Source organism: Opitutus terrae PB90-1 (assembly GCF_000019965.1).
Classification (GTDB): domain Bacteria; phylum Verrucomicrobiota; class Verrucomicrobiia; order Opitutales; family Opitutaceae; genus Opitutus; species Opitutus terrae.
Genome location: NC_010571.1, coordinates 3,610,701 through 3,625,880, shown reverse-complemented (window position 1 = coordinate 3,625,880; position 15,180 = coordinate 3,610,701). Strand labels below are relative to the sequence as shown.

Genomic DNA, 15,180 nt, shown 5'->3' with positions numbered 1-15,180 from the left:
CCTTTGTAGGGCTGCCGTTCACCGGCAGCCGGGAAGTAGAAGCGGGTGGCAATGCCCGGCCGGCGGCAAGCGCCGGCCCTACAGATGGGAAACTCAGCCGGGGAGTTCCTACCGCTTAGCGCGGCCTTGAGCAACGAAGCGTTCGATCCGGTCGCAGGCTTCGACAATCTGCTCGTAGCTCGTCGCGAAGCAGGCGCGGACGTGGCCAGTGCCATTCACGCCGAACGCGTTGCCCGGCACGACCGCGACTCTCTCCTGCTGCAGCAGCCCGACGGCGAAATCCTTCTCCGAGAGCCCGGTCTTCGCCACGTCGGGAAACGCATAAAAGCTGCCGCGCGGCGAGTGACACGTGAGCCCGATTTCGTTGAACCGGCGGACGATCAGATCGCGCCGGCGATGATACTGCTCGCGCATCTTGAGGACGTCGTCCCAGCCGTGCTGCAGCGCTTCGAGCGCCGCTTCCTGCGCGACGATCGACGCGCAGAGCATCGTATACTGATGCACCTTCATCATCGCGTCGATCAGCGTGGCCGGACCACATGCATAGCCGATCCGCCAGCCGGTCATCGCGAACGCCTTCGAGAAACCGTGCAGGAAGATTGTGCGCTCGGCCATGCCCGGCAGGCTGGCGATGCTGGTGTGCGTGCCGTCGAACGTGAGCTCGGAATAGATCTCGTCCGTCAGCACCAGCAGGTCTTTCTCGCGGCAGAACTCCGCGATCTCGGTGAGTTGTTTCTTCGTGCACGTGCCGCCGGTCGGATTCGTCGGCAGGTTCAGCATCAGCATCTTCGCGCCGGGCTGCCACGCCTCGCGCAGCGCCGCGGCAGTGAGTGCGAATCCATCTTTCGCATACGTCGGCACCGCGATCGGCTCGCCGTGCGTCAGCGCGATGCTCGGGTGATAGCTCACGTAGCAGGGCTGGTGAAACATCACCTTGTCGCCCGGATTGATGAACGCGCGGCAGGCGAGATCGAGTGCCTCGCTCACGCCGACGGTCACGATGATCTGGTCCTCCGGCCGATAGCCGATGTGAAAATGCTCGGCCACGTAGCCGGCGATCGCCTTGCGCAGTTCCGGCGTGCCGAGGTTCGACGTGTAGTAGGTCTTGCCCCGCTCCAACGCGTAGATCGCGGCTTCGCGGATGTGCCACGGCGTGACGAAGTCGGGCTCGCCGACGCCGAGCGAAATCACATCCTGGCCCTTCATCTTCGCGACGAGCTCAAAGAAGTCGCGAATGCCACTCTTCGGCAGCACGGACACGTGTCCCGCCACCCAACGTTTCGGGTCGTTGCTCATGGGAGTGCGGTCCGCCGGTTAGGGCGAGACGTTGAGCCGGCTGCTGTTGCTCTCGCCGTCGCTGAGCAGGAAACCCTGCTCCTTGTAGCAGCGAAGCATGAAATGGGTGGAGGTCGAGAGCACGCCCTCGATCGTCGACAGCTTCTCGGACACGAACGCCGCCACTTTCTGCAGCGACGCGCCCCGGACGAACACCAGCAGGTCGTAGCCGCCCGACATCAGGTAGCAGGACTCGACTTCATCGAATCGCGCCAGCCGGTCGGCGAGCCGGTTGAATCCTCCCCCGCGTTCCGGGGTGATCTTGACCTCGATGACCGCGCGAACGGCGGCGGCGGCGGCGGCTTCGTGCGAAAGATCGAGCACCGGATGCCAGCCGAGGAAGATTTTATCTTTTTTCAGCTGTTCCAGGTGCTGTTGAACTTCGGCCTCAGTCAACCCCATGACCGTCGCCATCTGGCTGGTCGTGAGGCTGCCGCCTTCGATCAAGAGCTGTAGAACAGGATTCATACGGGACCGGCGTTATCCGGGAAGACCGCCGCTTTGACCAGAGCGAAATCATCCCGACCTAAATTGTTTAAGCCACTGTGCTTTTGTGACGAAGGGAACGCCCCACCCGCTCGATCCCCATGAAAATTCTCGTCGTCGATGATGAAGAGGCCTGCCGCCGTTTGCTGCAGGACATCTTCGCGGCGGAACCCTATGTGCAGATCACGCCGGCCGGGGACGGCGCCGAGGCGTGGTGGCTGCTGACCGAGCCCGGGCAGGAGTTCGACGTCTGCGTCATCGACGTGAAGATGCCCGTGGTCGACGGAATCGCGCTGGTCGAGCGGATGCGATCAGTCCCCGCGCTGCGGATGATGCCCGTGATCCTATGCACCGGCCTGTCCGATCGAGAAACGGTCGCCAAGGCGGTCCGGCTGGGAATCACCCACTACGTCGTGAAGCCCTACGACACGGCGGGCTTGCGCGAAAAGATCCGCGCCGCGGTGGCGTGAGCTCTGGCACGGGCGTCCCGCCCGTGAGCAGTCGCGGTTCATCTCCGCGCTTGTGGCTCGCCGACGCGGCGTGGAATCCCGGTCCGCGCTGGAAATTTGAGTGCATTCGCACTCATTCGTGGTTTCTCATCTCCCTTCCATGTTCGAATCGCTCACCGAGAAACTGGGCCAAGCCCTGCGCAACCTTCGCGGCGTCGGCACCCTGTCCGAGGAAAACATGGCGGAAGCGCTCAAGGAAGTGCGCTCCGCCCTCCTCTCCGCCGACGTCCATTTCAAGGTCGCGCGCGAGTTCGTCGAACGCGTCCAGCAGCAGGCCGTCGGCCAGCAGGTCACCAAAGGCATCGCGCCCGGCCAGCAGGTCATCAAGATCATCCACGACGAACTGGTCCGCTTGCTCGGCGAAGGTACCACGGCGCTCTCCGGCGAGCGGCCGCTGAAGGTGCTGATGGTGGGTCTCCACGGCTCGGGCAAAACGACGTCCACGGCGAAATTGGGCAAGCTGCTCAAGAAGCGCGGGTATCGGCCATTCGTCGTCGCGTGCGACGTGTATCGCCCCGCCGCCATCGACCAGCTCGAGATTCTCGCGAAGCAGGAGGAGCTCGGTTTCTACGCGGATCGCGTCTCGAAGGACGTGCCCGCGATCGGCAGCGCGGCGCTCGCGGAGGCCCAGGCGGCGACGGCTGATTGCATCATTTTCGACACCGCCGGCCGGTTGCAGATCGACCAGGATCTCATCGAGGAAGTGAAGCGGCTCCGGGCGCGCGTACAGCCCGACGAAGTGCTGCTGGTGGCGGACGGCGCGCTCGGTCAGGAAGCGGTCAACGTCGCGAAGGCGTTTCACGATGCGCTGCAGCTCACCGGACTGGTCCTCACGAAGATGGACGGCGATGCGCGCGGGGGCGCGGCGCTGTCGATCAAGACGATCACCGGCGTGCCGATCAAATTCGTCGGCACGGGTGAAAAAACGGCGGACTTCGAACCGTTTCATCCCGACCGGCTGGCTTCGCGGATCCTTGGCATGGGCGACGTCGTGTCGCTCGTTGAAAAAGCGCAGGAGACGATCGACCAGAAGGACGCCGAGAAGATGGCGGAGAAGCTCCGCAAGGCGGACTTCAATTTGGAGGACTTCCTCGCGCAGATGCAGCAGGTGAAAAAGATGGGCTCGATGCAGAGCATCGTGGGGATGCTGCCCGGCATGAGCGGCATGCAGCTGCCCGAAGGCGCGGACAAGCAGATGGCCCGCACCGAAGCGATCATCAAGTCCATGACCTTTCAGGAACGGCGGAAGCCCGAGATCCTCAATGGCAGTCGCCGCAAGCGGATCGCCGACGGCTCGGGCACGAAGATCGTCGAGGTCAACCAGCTCCTGAAACAGTTCTCCGAAATGCAGAAGATGATGCGCATGTTCAAAGGCGGCGGCGGCAAGAAGATGATGCGCCAGCTCGAGGCCATGCGCGGCAAGGGCGGCATGCCGGGCTTCTGATCCTAAATTGGTCGTAATTCGGGAGTCGGGGGCCCGCCGGGGCGACCCGGGATGAACGTCCGGTTGCCCCGCTCTGGTCTTCGCGCCGCGTGGTGTCACCTCCGGTTTATCCCTGTCTAGCGTTACTTGCGCGGGCCTTCCAGAAATTTTTCCGGCTAATAGGGCGCGCGATTCTTTAAAAGATCGTGCATCTGGCCCTTCAGGCCGTACGGCGCGCGACGATGAGGGAGTGTCCTCATGTGTTCCGCCCGCTTCAACGGCCCGGCTGCTAGTCCGCACCCGGCGCGATCGCTTGTGCATTCCTGCCCGTGAATGTTGATTTCATTCTGCTGGCCGGAAGCGGGCTGCTGGTCGCCACCGCGATTGGGCTGAGTGTTCTCGGACGCGACGAGCCTTCGTGGCGATGGCTCGGGCTGTTTTTGCTGGCTCATGCCGGGCTCAACTGGCTCGCCATTGCCGCGCTCGGCACCCAAACCTCCCGCCCGCTCGAGCTCGCTCAGACCGGCCTGCAAATGGTCGCAGTGATCGGGCTGTTCGAGTTTGCGCGGCGGTATCGGTTTTTGCTGCACGCGCCTGCGCCGCGCCGCTGGTATGTGGGCGCAACGGTGGCGATCGGCGGAATGACCGCCCTCGCCGGCACGGCGACGGTTAGCCTGCTCATCGCGTTGGCCGCGGTGGTCAGCGGCGGCTGGGCGTCCGTGTGGCAGTTCCGGCGCGCGCGGGTTTCGGTCACCGACGAAGCGAAACGACTGCGGCTGATTGGACTGATTCTTCCCGTCTACGCGTTGATGTCCGCGCTGCCGGAGCCCTATCGAGCCCGGCTCGACCTCGTAGGTGCCGGCCAAGCGGTGCCGGCAGCGATCGAACTGGCCGCGGTCATTCTGCTCACGCTGCCGCTCTATGCCGGCTACGCCATCGCTCACCAGCGCAAACTCGGCGCGCCTGCCGCCCGTGCGTGGCGCCGCCGTCGGTATCTTTGTTTCGTGACCGTTCTCCTGCTGCTGGCCGGCGGTATCCTCGTCGCGAACGAGGTCAGCGCCGCCAAGGACCGGGCGATGCGCGAACAAATCCTGCTGCGCACCAAGCTCGCCGCCGCGTCGCTCGACATCGCAGCCATTCGCGCGCTGCACTGGGATGAAACCGACCTCACGCGGGAAAGCTATGCGAAATTGAAACGCGTGTTCACCGCGATGCGCTCGGCCAATCCCGACCTGCGCTTCGCGATGTTGATGGGCCTCGCGCACGGGCAAGTGCGGTTTCTCGTCGACTCCGAATCGCCCGATTCGCCGGACTATTCGCCGCCAGGACAGCTCTACGATGAAGCCGATCCGGTTTACCTCGGGTCGCTCGCGGAGCGACAGCCATTTGTCCTCGGACCGATCGCCGACCGCTGGGGGGAATGGGTCACCGGCTCGGTACCGCTCCTCGATCTCGGCGCCGGGCGCAGCATCCATCTCGACCTCGATGTGTCCGCCCACCGGTGGGCCGCGGAGGTCCGGGCCGCCCGATTGCCGGTGACGTTCATCGTCCTGCTCGTGTTCCTGCTCGTGCTCGGCTCCTTCGTGGCGCAGGAGCACCTGCGCGAAAGCGCGCAGCGGCTCGAGCTGGCCCGCGACGCCGCTGAGCGCGCGACCAAGGCGAAGAGCGATTTCCTCGCGGTGATGAGCCATGAGCTCCGCACACCGCTTGCCGGCGTGATCGGGGTGCTCGACCTGTTGCGCAATAATCCGCCCGCGCACCTGCTCCGCGAATACACCGCGGTCGCCCGCGACAGTGCCGAGTCGCTGCTGCGCATCCTCGACGACATTCTCGACACGGCAAAGATCGAGGCCGGCAAACTCCGCATCGAAGCCGTGCCCTTCCGGCCGCGCGAGGTGTTCAAGAACGTCTGCGAAGCCGCCCGGCTCCGCGCCGAGGCGAAAAAACTCGAGTTCAAGCACATCTTCAGCGCCAACATGCCAGAGGTCCTCGTCGGTGACCCGGTCCGGTTGCGGCAAGTGGTGGACAACCTGCAGAACAACGCCCTCAAGTTTACCGAATCCGGCAGCATCACCGTCACGCTCACCTGTCCCGAGGTGCGCAAGGAGTCCGTCGTGTTCCTCATCGCGGTGCGTGACACCGGCTGTGGCATCGACCAGGCGACGCAGCTTCGGCTCTTCGAAAAGTTTGAGCAGGCCGACGTGTCGACCACGCGACGGTACGGCGGCACGGGCCTCGGTCTCTCCATCGTGAAAGCGCTCGCCGAATCTATGAATGGCTCGGTGAGCGTCGAGAGTGAACCGGGCCGTGGCGCCACGTTCACGTTCGTCGTGCCGCTCGCACGCCCCCGCAGCGACGTGGTGGTGCCAGCCGCCACCGCCAAAGCCCCGGACCTCCGCTCCAAGGCACGGCTCCGTGTGCTTTGCGCCGAGGACGATCGCGCCAACCGGCTCGTCGCCGGCGAGTTCTTGATCGACCTCGGCCACGAGGTCACCTTCGCCGAAAACGGCGCGCTCGCGCTCGATCTGCTGCGCTCGAAACCGTTCGACTTCGTGCTGATGGATGGCCGGATGCCGGTGCTCGATGGCGTCAGCGCAACCCGGATGCTGCGCGACCCGGCGAACGGCGCGCTCGATCCGAAGATCTACGTCTGCGCCGCCTCGGCCAACGCGTCGGAGGTCAGCCGAAAGGAATTTCTCGATAATGGCATGGACGATTGCATCACCAAGCCGTTGCGCCGCGAAACGCTCGCCGCCGCGATCGATCGCGCCATCGACCGGCTGCGCGAGCGCGGCGTGGTTCTGCCCGCGGTTTCGACGCCCTCCCCCTCCGCCTCCGTGCCGCCCACCGGATTGAGCGAGGCCGAGTTGCTCAAACTGCTCGAGGAACCGGCCTCGGCGCCGGCCGCCCCCGCACTGCCCGACCGCACGAAGCAGCAGCTGATCGCGATTTTTCACGAGGACGCGCCGAAGCGGATCACGGCGATGCGCGCCGGGCTCGAAGCCGGTGATCGCAACGGCTTGGGCGGCACCGCCCACGCGCTCAAGAGCGCCGCGCGCTATGTCGACGCGGTCCGGATGAGCGAGCTCGCCGCGTCGGTCGAGGCGCAGGCGCTGACCGCAACGCCCGCCGCGCTCGCCGCGCTGCTCGGGCAGATCGAGCAGGAGTATGAAAAGGTACGCGCCAGCCGGACCGCCGCAGCGCCCGCGAAACTTTCCCCATGAGCAAGCAAATCCTCATCGTCGAAGACGAGGCGATCGAACGCACCGCGCTCCGCGAAATTCTGGGCGCCGAGTCGTCCTGGAAAATCCACGAGGCGATCGACGGCCAGAAGGCGCTGGACCTGCTTCGCCGTGGTTTTCGCCCGCAGCTATGCATCGTCGATCTCCAGATGCCGAAAATCGGCGGCGTCGAATTCCTCCGACGGATCCGCGATGATCCCGATCTGCGCGGCTTGCGCGTCGTCATCGCTTCCGGCAACCGCGACCGGGCCACCATTCTGGCACTAGCCAAGCTCGCGATCGACGGTTACCTGCTGAAACCGTTCGAGACGGAGCGAATCCTCAGCGTGCTCCGGCCGATTCTCGCCACGATCCCCGATCCGGACGAGGATTCCAGTGGACTGCGCAATCTGCTGAGCAAGGTCGCCCTGGTCGTTGACGACGACAATGTCGCCCGCGCGGCCCTCGCCGCGATGGCGAAGGAAGAGGACTACTGGAGCGTGATCGAGGCCGAAGACGGTCTCAAGGCGTTGGAACTGCTGCGGAAAAACCCGGCGCCGGATATCTGCTTCATCGATCTGCAAATGCCGGGAATGGACGGTCTCGAACTGATCCGGCAGATCCGGCAGGATCCACAGCTGCATGCGTTGCGGATCGCGGTCGTATCCGGGCTGCGCGATCGCGACAAGATCGTCGCCTTGAGCCATCTGCACATCGACAGCTACCTGCTCAAGCCGCTCGACAGCGGCAAGGTACGCACGGCGCTCCGCGCGTGCGCGTAAGCCACGCCCGGACGTTGCGTCGTCGCTACGCGAGGGGCTTCAGCCCGGCCTCGATTTCTGGGCGGCGTCCTTCGAGAAACGGCGGCAGCGCGAGCTTTTCGCCAAGGTGTTCGAGCGGCTCGTCCGCGGCAAACCCGGGTTCATCCGTTGCGATCTCGAACAGGATCCCGTTCGGCTCACGAAAATAGAGACTCTGGAAGTAGAACCGGTCGACCGGCCCGCTGGAGGGAATATGTAGCTCCTGCAGGCGTTGCCCCCAAGCCTCGTAGTCGGCCCGGGTCGTCCGGAACGCCACGTGGTGTACGCCGCCCGCACCGAGTCGCGCCGCCGGCAGGTTCGGCTGCACGATCACGTGCAGCTCCGCCGCCGCGCCGCCCGGCCCCATTTCATACACGTGCACCTTGGCCTCGCCCTGCACATACTCCCGGCCGGGTCGCAAGTTCATCACCTGGGTAAGTACCGCATCGGTCGGTGCGAGCGCCGGCACGCTGAGGGTAATCGGTCCCAGGCCCAGGATCTGCCGTTCTGCCGGCACCGGGCTCTTGTTCCACGGCCGCGCTGGTTCGCGCGGCTGTGCGTCGACGATCAGCGCCAGCCGCTGTCCCTCGAAATCCTCGAACTCGACCGTCAGCCGGCCGTCGATCGCGGCGATCGACTGCGGTCGCACGCCTTCCGCCGTGAGCCGCTCGACCCACCACCGGAGCGTCGCCTCGTCGGCCACACGCAGTCCCGTGCGGACGATGCTGTGCGTGCCGCGCCGCTCCCGCGCCGCCGGCCAGTCGAAGAACGTCAGGTCCGTGCCGGGCGAACCGGCACCATCGGCATAGAACAGGTGATACGCGGACACGTCATCCTGGTTCACCGACTTCTTCACCAGCCGCATTCCGAGCGCGCGGGTGTAGAAGGCGTGATTCCGGGACGCGGCCGCCGTGACCGCAGTGAGGTGATGAATTCCGGACAGTTGCAGCATGCGGCAATGTGCATGCGCGCGGCGATTTTTCCAGCCGGGGCCGACCAGCGGATCGGCCCGGGCGGGCGGGAAGGTTTGGTCCGCTCTCGGATGGCGCCGGGCGCGCAAATGAACACCCGCCGCGAAGGCCCGCATTGCCCATCAACTTCCGTCGACAACAGCCGATTCAGGTCTGCATCTGCGCATGAACATTCTGCTTGCCGACGATGACAGCACCAACCGCGACTTGATGCGGCGGATCACCGCCCTCGATCCGGGCCACGACCTCACGGAGGTGTATGATGGCGAAGAAGCGTGGACGATGCTGCGCGAATCCGGCCAGACCTTCGATCTCGCGATCATCGACCTGGCCGCGACGAGGCTCGACGGGCTGGCGCTCGTGGAACGCATTCGGGGGGTGGCGGCTCTGCGCAACCTGTCCGTCATTCTCTGCACGGCTGTCAAGGACCGGCAATCCGTCGTTCGCGCGGCGCAGCTCGGAGTGCGCCACTACCTCGTGAAGCCCTACAGCCGGGAAGCCGTGCTCGAAAAAATCCGCAGCACCGCCGCCGAGAAAGCGGCGCGCACCGCCGCGGACCCGACGGCGGACATCGCGCAACGCCTCGGGGTACCCCCTGGTGCCGTGACGCAGCTGGTCACCGCTCTCCTGGGCAAAGTCCGCGCGTGGATGGACTCGGCCCGGCAGGCGCAAACACCGCAGGAATTCACGCGCGCCACCATCGAATCGAACGCGCTCCGCGGCGCGTGCGCGAACCTCAGCTTGCGCGTGCTGGGGCAGGAAATGGAATTGGTCGAAGCGTCATTTACCCGCAATTATTGCGAACAGCACGGAGACATGCTGGCCCCCTCGCCGCTCGAAGTGGCGGAAGAGTTGAAAGGCGTCGAAGCCGAACTCAACCGTATCGCAGCGCGTCTGGGATTGCCGGGCTGAACGGGCCTATTCCCGCTTCCTGAGAAGCACGTGTGCGTCGGCCTGCCGTTCACCGGCAGCCGCGAAACTTTCGTGCTCCCGGCCGGCGGCGGATTCGACCGGCTCACCGCAGGCGAGCGCCGGCCCCACGGGCGGAGGCCACAGAAAACCGAGCGCGTTGAGGCCACGCGCCCCATCCTGCTACACGACTGCGCGAGAAGGTCCGATCCTCCTACTCCTCCGCCTGCAGGCTCGCGACCACGCTGAAATCTTCAAGCGTCGTCGTATCGCCTTTCACGATTCCGCCGGTGGCGATCTCCTTGAGGATCCGTCGCATGATTTTTCCGCTGCGCGTCTTCGGCAGCGCTGCGGCGAACCGGATCACGTCAGGCCGCGCCAGCGAACCGATCTCCTTCGCGACGTGGCTGCGCAGTTCCTCCTTGAGCGGGTCCGTAGCCGTGTGTCCCGCCTTCAGGCAAACGAATACCACGAGCGCCTGGCCCTTGAACTCGTCGGGCCGTCCGACCGCTGCGGCCTCGGCGACCGCCGGATGCGAGACGAGCGCGCTCTCCACTTCCGCGGTGCCGATGCGGTGTCCCGAAACGTTGAGCACGTCGTCGATCCGGCCGACGATCCAGAAGTAGCCGTCCTCGTCCTGGCGCGCGCCGTCGCCGGTGAAATACACGTCCTTGATCTCGCTCCAATACGCCTTCTTGTACCGCTCGTCGTCGCCCCAGAGCGTGCGAAGCATCGACGGCCATGGTTTGGTGATGACCAACTTCCCGCCGGTGTTGCGCGGCACTTCGCGACCGCGCTCGTCGACGACCTTGGCCACCACGCCGAAAAACGGCCGCGTGGCCGAGCCCGGTTTCAGCGGAGTGAGCCCCGGCAGCGGTGCGATCATGATCGCGCCCGTTTCGGTCTGCCACCACGTGTCGACGATCGGACACCGTTTTTTGCCGATCATCCGGTGATACCACATCCACGCTTCCGGATTGATCGGCTCGCCCACCGACCCAAGCAGCCGGAGCGAGTCGAGCCGGTGCCGCAGCACGTAGTTGTCGCCCCAACGCATGAACGCGCGGATCGCCGTCGGCGCGGTGTAGAGGATCGTCAATCCGTGCCGGTCGATCATCTGCCAGAAACGATCCGGCTCAGGATGATTGGGCGCGCCTTCGTAGATGAAGATCGTCGCGCCGTTGGAGAGCAGCCCGTAGACGACGTAGCTGTGGCCGGTTACCCAGCCGATGTCGGCGGAGCAGAAATAGCGGTCGTTTTCCTTGAGATCGAAAACGTATTGGGAGCTCAACTTGCAGCCAAGCAGGTAGCCCGCGCTGGTGTGCAGGACGCCTTTCGGTTTTCCTGTCGAGCCGCTGGTGTAGAGGATGAACAGCGGATGTTCCGCATCGAAGCCCTTCGCCTCATGCGTATTCGGCGCGCCGAGCCACGCCTCCTTCCACCAGACATCGCGACCGTCGACCATGGTGATCTCGTTGCCGCAGCGCCTCACCACCATGACGGTTTGCACGCTCGGCGCGCCTTCGAGGGCGCGGTCGACATTCGCCTTCAGCTCGACGATCTTGCCGCGCCGCCAGCCGCCGTCGGCGGTGATCACGAGCTTCGCCTGGCAGTCGTTGATCCGGTCCTTGAGCGCTTCCGGGCTGAACCCGCCGAACACCACGGTGTGGATCGCGCCGACGCGCGCGCACGCCAGCATCGCCATCACCGCCTCGGGGATCATCGGCATGTAAATCGCGACCCGATCGCCGGCGCCGATGCCCATGTTCTCGAAAATGTGCGCGAGTCGGCAGACGTGGAAATGCAGCTGCTTGTACGTGATCGTCCGCACGTCGCCGGGTTCACCCTCAAAGATCAGCGCGGCCTTGTTCTCGCGCGCAGTGCCGAGGTGGCGGTCGAGACAGTTTTCCGAGACGTTTAACTTCCCGCCCAAGAACCACTCCGCATGCGGCGGCGACCACCGCAGAACCTTCTTAAACGGTTTGCGCCAGACCAGATGCTCCTTCGCCTGCCGCCCCCAGAATTCCTCTGGGGAGTTGACAGACTCCGCATAGAGCCTTTTGTAAGTTGCATCGCTCCCAAGGTTGGCTTGGGCTTTGAACTCGGCCGAAGGCCTGATTAACCGGTGCTCCCGGGATACTGAGGTAATCGTCTGGTCTGTCACGTCGTGGCGGATTGTAGGGTTTAAGAACGCAAAGCGCGGCACTTATTCACCTATGAGTTCTCGGCGTCAAGTGGAGGAGCACATCTAATACCTTCGTATGGAAAAGAAAAACGCGTCCGCCCCCGTGGACACCCCTGCGCCGGAAAACGCCGCCGCTGATACTGCCCCCTCTCCTGACGCTGCTCGCTCCGCGGTCGCGACCGCGCCGGCCCCCGCTCCGGTCGAAACGATCCAAGTCGAGGGCGTCCTCGACATCGACCTCCAGCGCGGCGGCAACGGCCAGTTGATCGACATCAGCCGCGGCGGCAAACGCCGCCCGACCGACCCCTTTGTCCCGAAAGAACTCATCCGCCGGTTCAAGCTGAAACAGGGTTCGATGATCGGCGGCACGGCGTTCCCGCCTGACGGCCGTTTTCCGAACCCGAAAATGCGGTTTATCGAAACCGTCGACGGCATCCCGCTCGAGGAACGTCGCGGGAAGTTCGAGTTCACCACGCTGACGACCATCTCGCCGAATCAGCACCTGAAGATGGAAATGAAGGACGGCCGCATGACCACCCGCGCCGTCGACCTGTTCTGCCCGATCGGCAAGGGCACGCGCGGCCTGATCGTCGCGCCGCCCCGCACCGGCAAGACCACCCTGCTCCGCGACATGGCGCTGGGCGTGCTGGAGAACAATCCCGAGTGCTTCGTCATGATCCTGCTGGTCGACGAGCGCCCGGAGGAAGTCACCGACTTCAAGCGCAGCGTGCCCGCCGAGGTGTGGGCTTCGTCCAATGACGAGCAGATCGAAAATCACCTCCGGATCGCGGACCTTTGCATCGAGCGCGCCAAGCGGCTCGTCGAGGTCGGCCGCGACGTCGTGCTGTTCCTCGATTCGATCACGCGGCTCGCGCGCGCGCATAACACGGCACGCAACAGCGGTCGCACCGGCTCCGGCGGCTTGGACGTCCGCGCGTTGGAAAAACCGCGCCAGCTCTTCGCCTCCGCGCGCAAGACCGAGGAAGCCGGCTCGCTCACCATCATCGCCTCCGTCCTGGTCGAGACCGGCAGCCGGATGGATGACGTGATTTTCCAGGAGTTCAAAGGCACCGGCAACATGGAGCTCGTGCTCGATCGCAAGTGCGCCGAGATGCGGCTCTGGCCCGCGATCAACGTCGCGGCCTCGGGCACCCGCAAGGAAGAGCTCCTGATCGACGCGAAGACGCTCGAGGGGATCCATTTCTTCCGCCGCGCGCTGGTGCAGCAGAAGATCGAGGAGTCGACCGAAACAATGATCGCGCGACTCTCGAAGACGAAAACCAACGCCGAGTTCCTGAAGCTGATTCAGCGGTAGGGCTGGCCCCCGGCCGGCGAAGTTCACGCCAGCGCCGCCCGCGAGCGCGGCCCCGTTCCCTGGGTCCTATGGGGCTTATTGGTCCTATAGGTTCCATCCTGCGCGCCGCATTTCCCCGAACTTCCCTCTTGCCCCGCTTCGGATTCTCCTGAGATTCATTCCCTTCTCACGGCAGCCGCGCCGGCCCGCCGATTCCCACGCCAAACTCACCGCATGCACAGTTTTTCCGAGCAATGTCTCGACATGGCCAGATCGATGCTGGCCCACAATCTCGAATCCATTCAACCCGACGGCACGCTCCTGCCTGTGGAAGGAGAGCAAGCCCGCTCCGATGAACCCGGCCACGTCGCCTTCGCGCTCGGCGAATTCTACCGCGGCACCGGCGAGACCACCCTCAAGGGCCACGATCTGATCGATCTCGCAGCCCGCTGCATCACGGCGCAAATCTTCACCGAGCCCGCCACGGAAAACGGGCTCGCTTACGCGGCGCTCGGCCTGCTCTGCTTCGGCCCCTCCAAGGAGCGCAATCCCGTCTGGGAACGGCTCGTCGAGGAAACCCGCGAGCGCATCGACAAGGCACTCCTCCACCGCAGCGACTACGATAACCACTGGCAGGCCTTCAACATCGCCAAGGCGGTCGCGCGCTTCAGCTTCGGCCTCTCGAAGAAGGACGAGACCTCGCGGTTGATCGAGCGGATGTGCGATCGCATCCAGCAGACCAGTTCGGCCGGCTTCTTCGACGACGCCACCACCGGCTTCGGCGGCAATTTCAATCTCTACGGCGTGATGACGTTCGTCTTCACGCGCTCCGCGCTGCAGCTCCACGCCAACAGCGGCGTGCGCGACCGGAAGCTCCCGACGCTCCGCACCTACGCCGAGAAATACATCCGCATGATGCCGGACCTCGTCCGCGCGGACGGACTCGGCTGGGCGTTCGGCCGCGCGTGCGGCGCCTACGGCCAGATGCACTGCATCAGCCTTATCCTGCAGGGCCTGCGTGACGGCTGGATTCCGGACGACCAGAAGACGAAGTATTTCGACATCCTGCGCCGGCTGTTCCTGTTCTTCTACGGCACTTACCTCGACCAGGAGCACGGCTACCTCGACCTTCGCGACCAGGAGCGCACCGCCTACGAGCGCCACACGACGCGGATGGCCAACTTCGATGCCGCCCGCTACCTCTGCCAGTGGTCGCGGCTCGCGAAGACCGTGCAGCTCCCCGCCGGCACGCCGAAGACCGAGCCGATCCGCACCAGCGGCCGCTTCGTCATCTTCGACAAATCGAACCGCAAGGAGCAGGGCCTGTTTCTCTACCGCGACGCGGAAAGCGGGCTGCATGCCCAGATCCCGCTCGTCAGCTCCGGCAGTCACCTGACCTCGGATACGCTGCCGTTCCCGCACACGCCGGGCGTGTTCGACTGGCCGAACAACGTCTATCTGCCGATCATGCTGCCCGAACTCACGTTCGGCGACCAGGTGACGCTGCCGGCGTTCTATGGGAAGAACTGCGTCACGGGCCTCGGCCTGCGCAACAGCTTCTACTTCCGCTACGAGCAGCCGGAGCTGATCAACACCAACGAGGAGCTGGTGCGCAATCTCGGCAGCGTGAAGGTCCAGTGGACTTTCTCCGGCAACAAGATCAGCGCGGAGTTCGCCTACCTCGTGAAGCAGCAGGTGCAGCTGGACAAGTTCCGCTACGCTCTCGCGATCGCGGCGCCGCATTCGACCTACCGGCTGCCCGGCTCGCTCACGCTCGGGCCGCAGGGCCATCGCTGCACTGTGGCGAAGGACGATTTTCAGGCGACTTGGCGCGAGACCGAAGTGGTCAGCGCGGATGCGACCTACCGCACGAACTACGGCAAGATTCACTATCTGCAGTATCTCGTGCGCGATCATCCGCTGATCATGCGTCCCGGCCACGTCTACCGGCTGATCGTTAACTTCGATCCCGACGTCGCGCTGATCGACAGTTGAACGGCGCAGCGCGCCGCAAGTAACAAGAGACAAGTATCAAGTAACAGGAGCC

Annotated in this window: 11 protein-coding genes; 7 read left to right on the top strand and 4 right to left on the bottom strand. The window is 64.8% G+C overall.

The annotated features are described in order from the left end of the window. Window positions 1-108: 108 nt before the first annotated feature. Together OTER_RS14385 and OTER_RS14380 are read right to left on the bottom strand one after the other, a co-directional pair. Window positions 109-1,296: a pyridoxal phosphate-dependent aminotransferase gene (locus OTER_RS14385; RefSeq protein WP_012375655.1), complete on the bottom strand. Its 1,188-nt coding sequence runs from the start codon at window positions 1,294-1,296 to the stop codon at window positions 109-111. An 18-nt stretch (window positions 1,297-1,314) separates the two neighbouring features. Then, window positions 1,315-1,803, bottom strand: a complete 489-nt coding sequence (locus OTER_RS14380; protein WP_012375654.1) for an Lrp/AsnC family transcriptional regulator — start codon at window positions 1,801-1,803, stop codon at window positions 1,315-1,317. A 119-nt stretch (window positions 1,804-1,922) separates the two neighbouring features. On the opposite strand from OTER_RS14380, the gene OTER_RS14375 reads away from it, so the two are divergent. From OTER_RS14375 to OTER_RS14360, 4 genes are all read left to right on the top strand, one after another. Then, entirely contained in the window at window positions 1,923-2,291 is a 369-nt protein-coding gene (locus OTER_RS14375) for a response regulator (protein ID WP_012375653.1), read from the top strand. A 139-nt stretch (window positions 2,292-2,430) separates the two neighbouring features. Next, window positions 2,431-3,774, top strand: coding sequence for a signal recognition particle protein (gene ffh, locus OTER_RS14370; RefSeq protein ID WP_012375652.1), 1,344 nt, complete (start codon window positions 2,431-2,433; stop codon window positions 3,772-3,774). Window positions 3,775-4,082: 308 nt separating this feature from the next. Further along, complete coding sequence (locus OTER_RS24230) at window positions 4,083-6,977, top strand: hybrid sensor histidine kinase/response regulator (protein ID WP_012375651.1); 2,895 nt, start codon at window positions 4,083-4,085, stop codon at window positions 6,975-6,977. Then, window positions 6,974-7,756: a response regulator gene (locus OTER_RS14360; protein WP_012375650.1), complete on the top strand. Its 783-nt coding sequence runs from the start codon at window positions 6,974-6,976 to the stop codon at window positions 7,754-7,756. The genes OTER_RS24230 and OTER_RS14360 overlap by 4 nt, the downstream gene beginning before the upstream one ends. Window positions 7,757-7,781: 25 nt before the next feature. Here OTER_RS14360 and OTER_RS14355 read toward each other — a convergent pair whose 3' ends face one another. Further along, on the bottom strand, window positions 7,782-8,726 hold the full coding sequence (locus tag OTER_RS14355; protein ID WP_012375649.1) for a ring-cleaving dioxygenase: 945 nt from the start codon (window positions 8,724-8,726) through the stop codon (window positions 7,782-7,784). Between the two features lie 184 nt (window positions 8,727-8,910). On the opposite strand from OTER_RS14355, the gene OTER_RS24225 reads away from it, so the two are divergent. Continuing rightward, window positions 8,911-9,657, top strand: a complete 747-nt coding sequence (locus OTER_RS24225) for a response regulator (protein WP_012375648.1) — start codon at window positions 8,911-8,913, stop codon at window positions 9,655-9,657. 211 nt (window positions 9,658-9,868) lie between these two features. On the opposite strand, the gene acs is transcribed toward OTER_RS24225, so the two are convergent. Continuing rightward, complete coding sequence (acs, locus tag OTER_RS14345; protein ID WP_012375647.1) at window positions 9,869-11,818, bottom strand: acetate--CoA ligase; 1,950 nt, start codon at window positions 11,816-11,818, stop codon at window positions 9,869-9,871. A gap of 97 nt (window positions 11,819-11,915) precedes the next feature. Between acs and rho the strand changes: the two genes are divergently transcribed. Beyond that, window positions 11,916-13,154 carry a transcription termination factor Rho gene (gene rho / locus OTER_RS14340; RefSeq protein ID WP_012375646.1) on the top strand — a complete coding sequence of 413 codons (1,239 nt, stop codon included), beginning with the start codon at window positions 11,916-11,918 and terminating at the stop codon, window positions 13,152-13,154. Between the two features lie 213 nt (window positions 13,155-13,367). Continuing rightward, window positions 13,368-15,128 carry a hypothetical protein gene (locus OTER_RS14335; RefSeq protein WP_012375645.1) on the top strand — a complete coding sequence of 587 codons (1,761 nt, stop codon included), beginning with the start codon at window positions 13,368-13,370 and terminating at the stop codon, window positions 15,126-15,128. The last annotated feature ends 52 nt before the right edge of the window (window positions 15,129-15,180 follow it).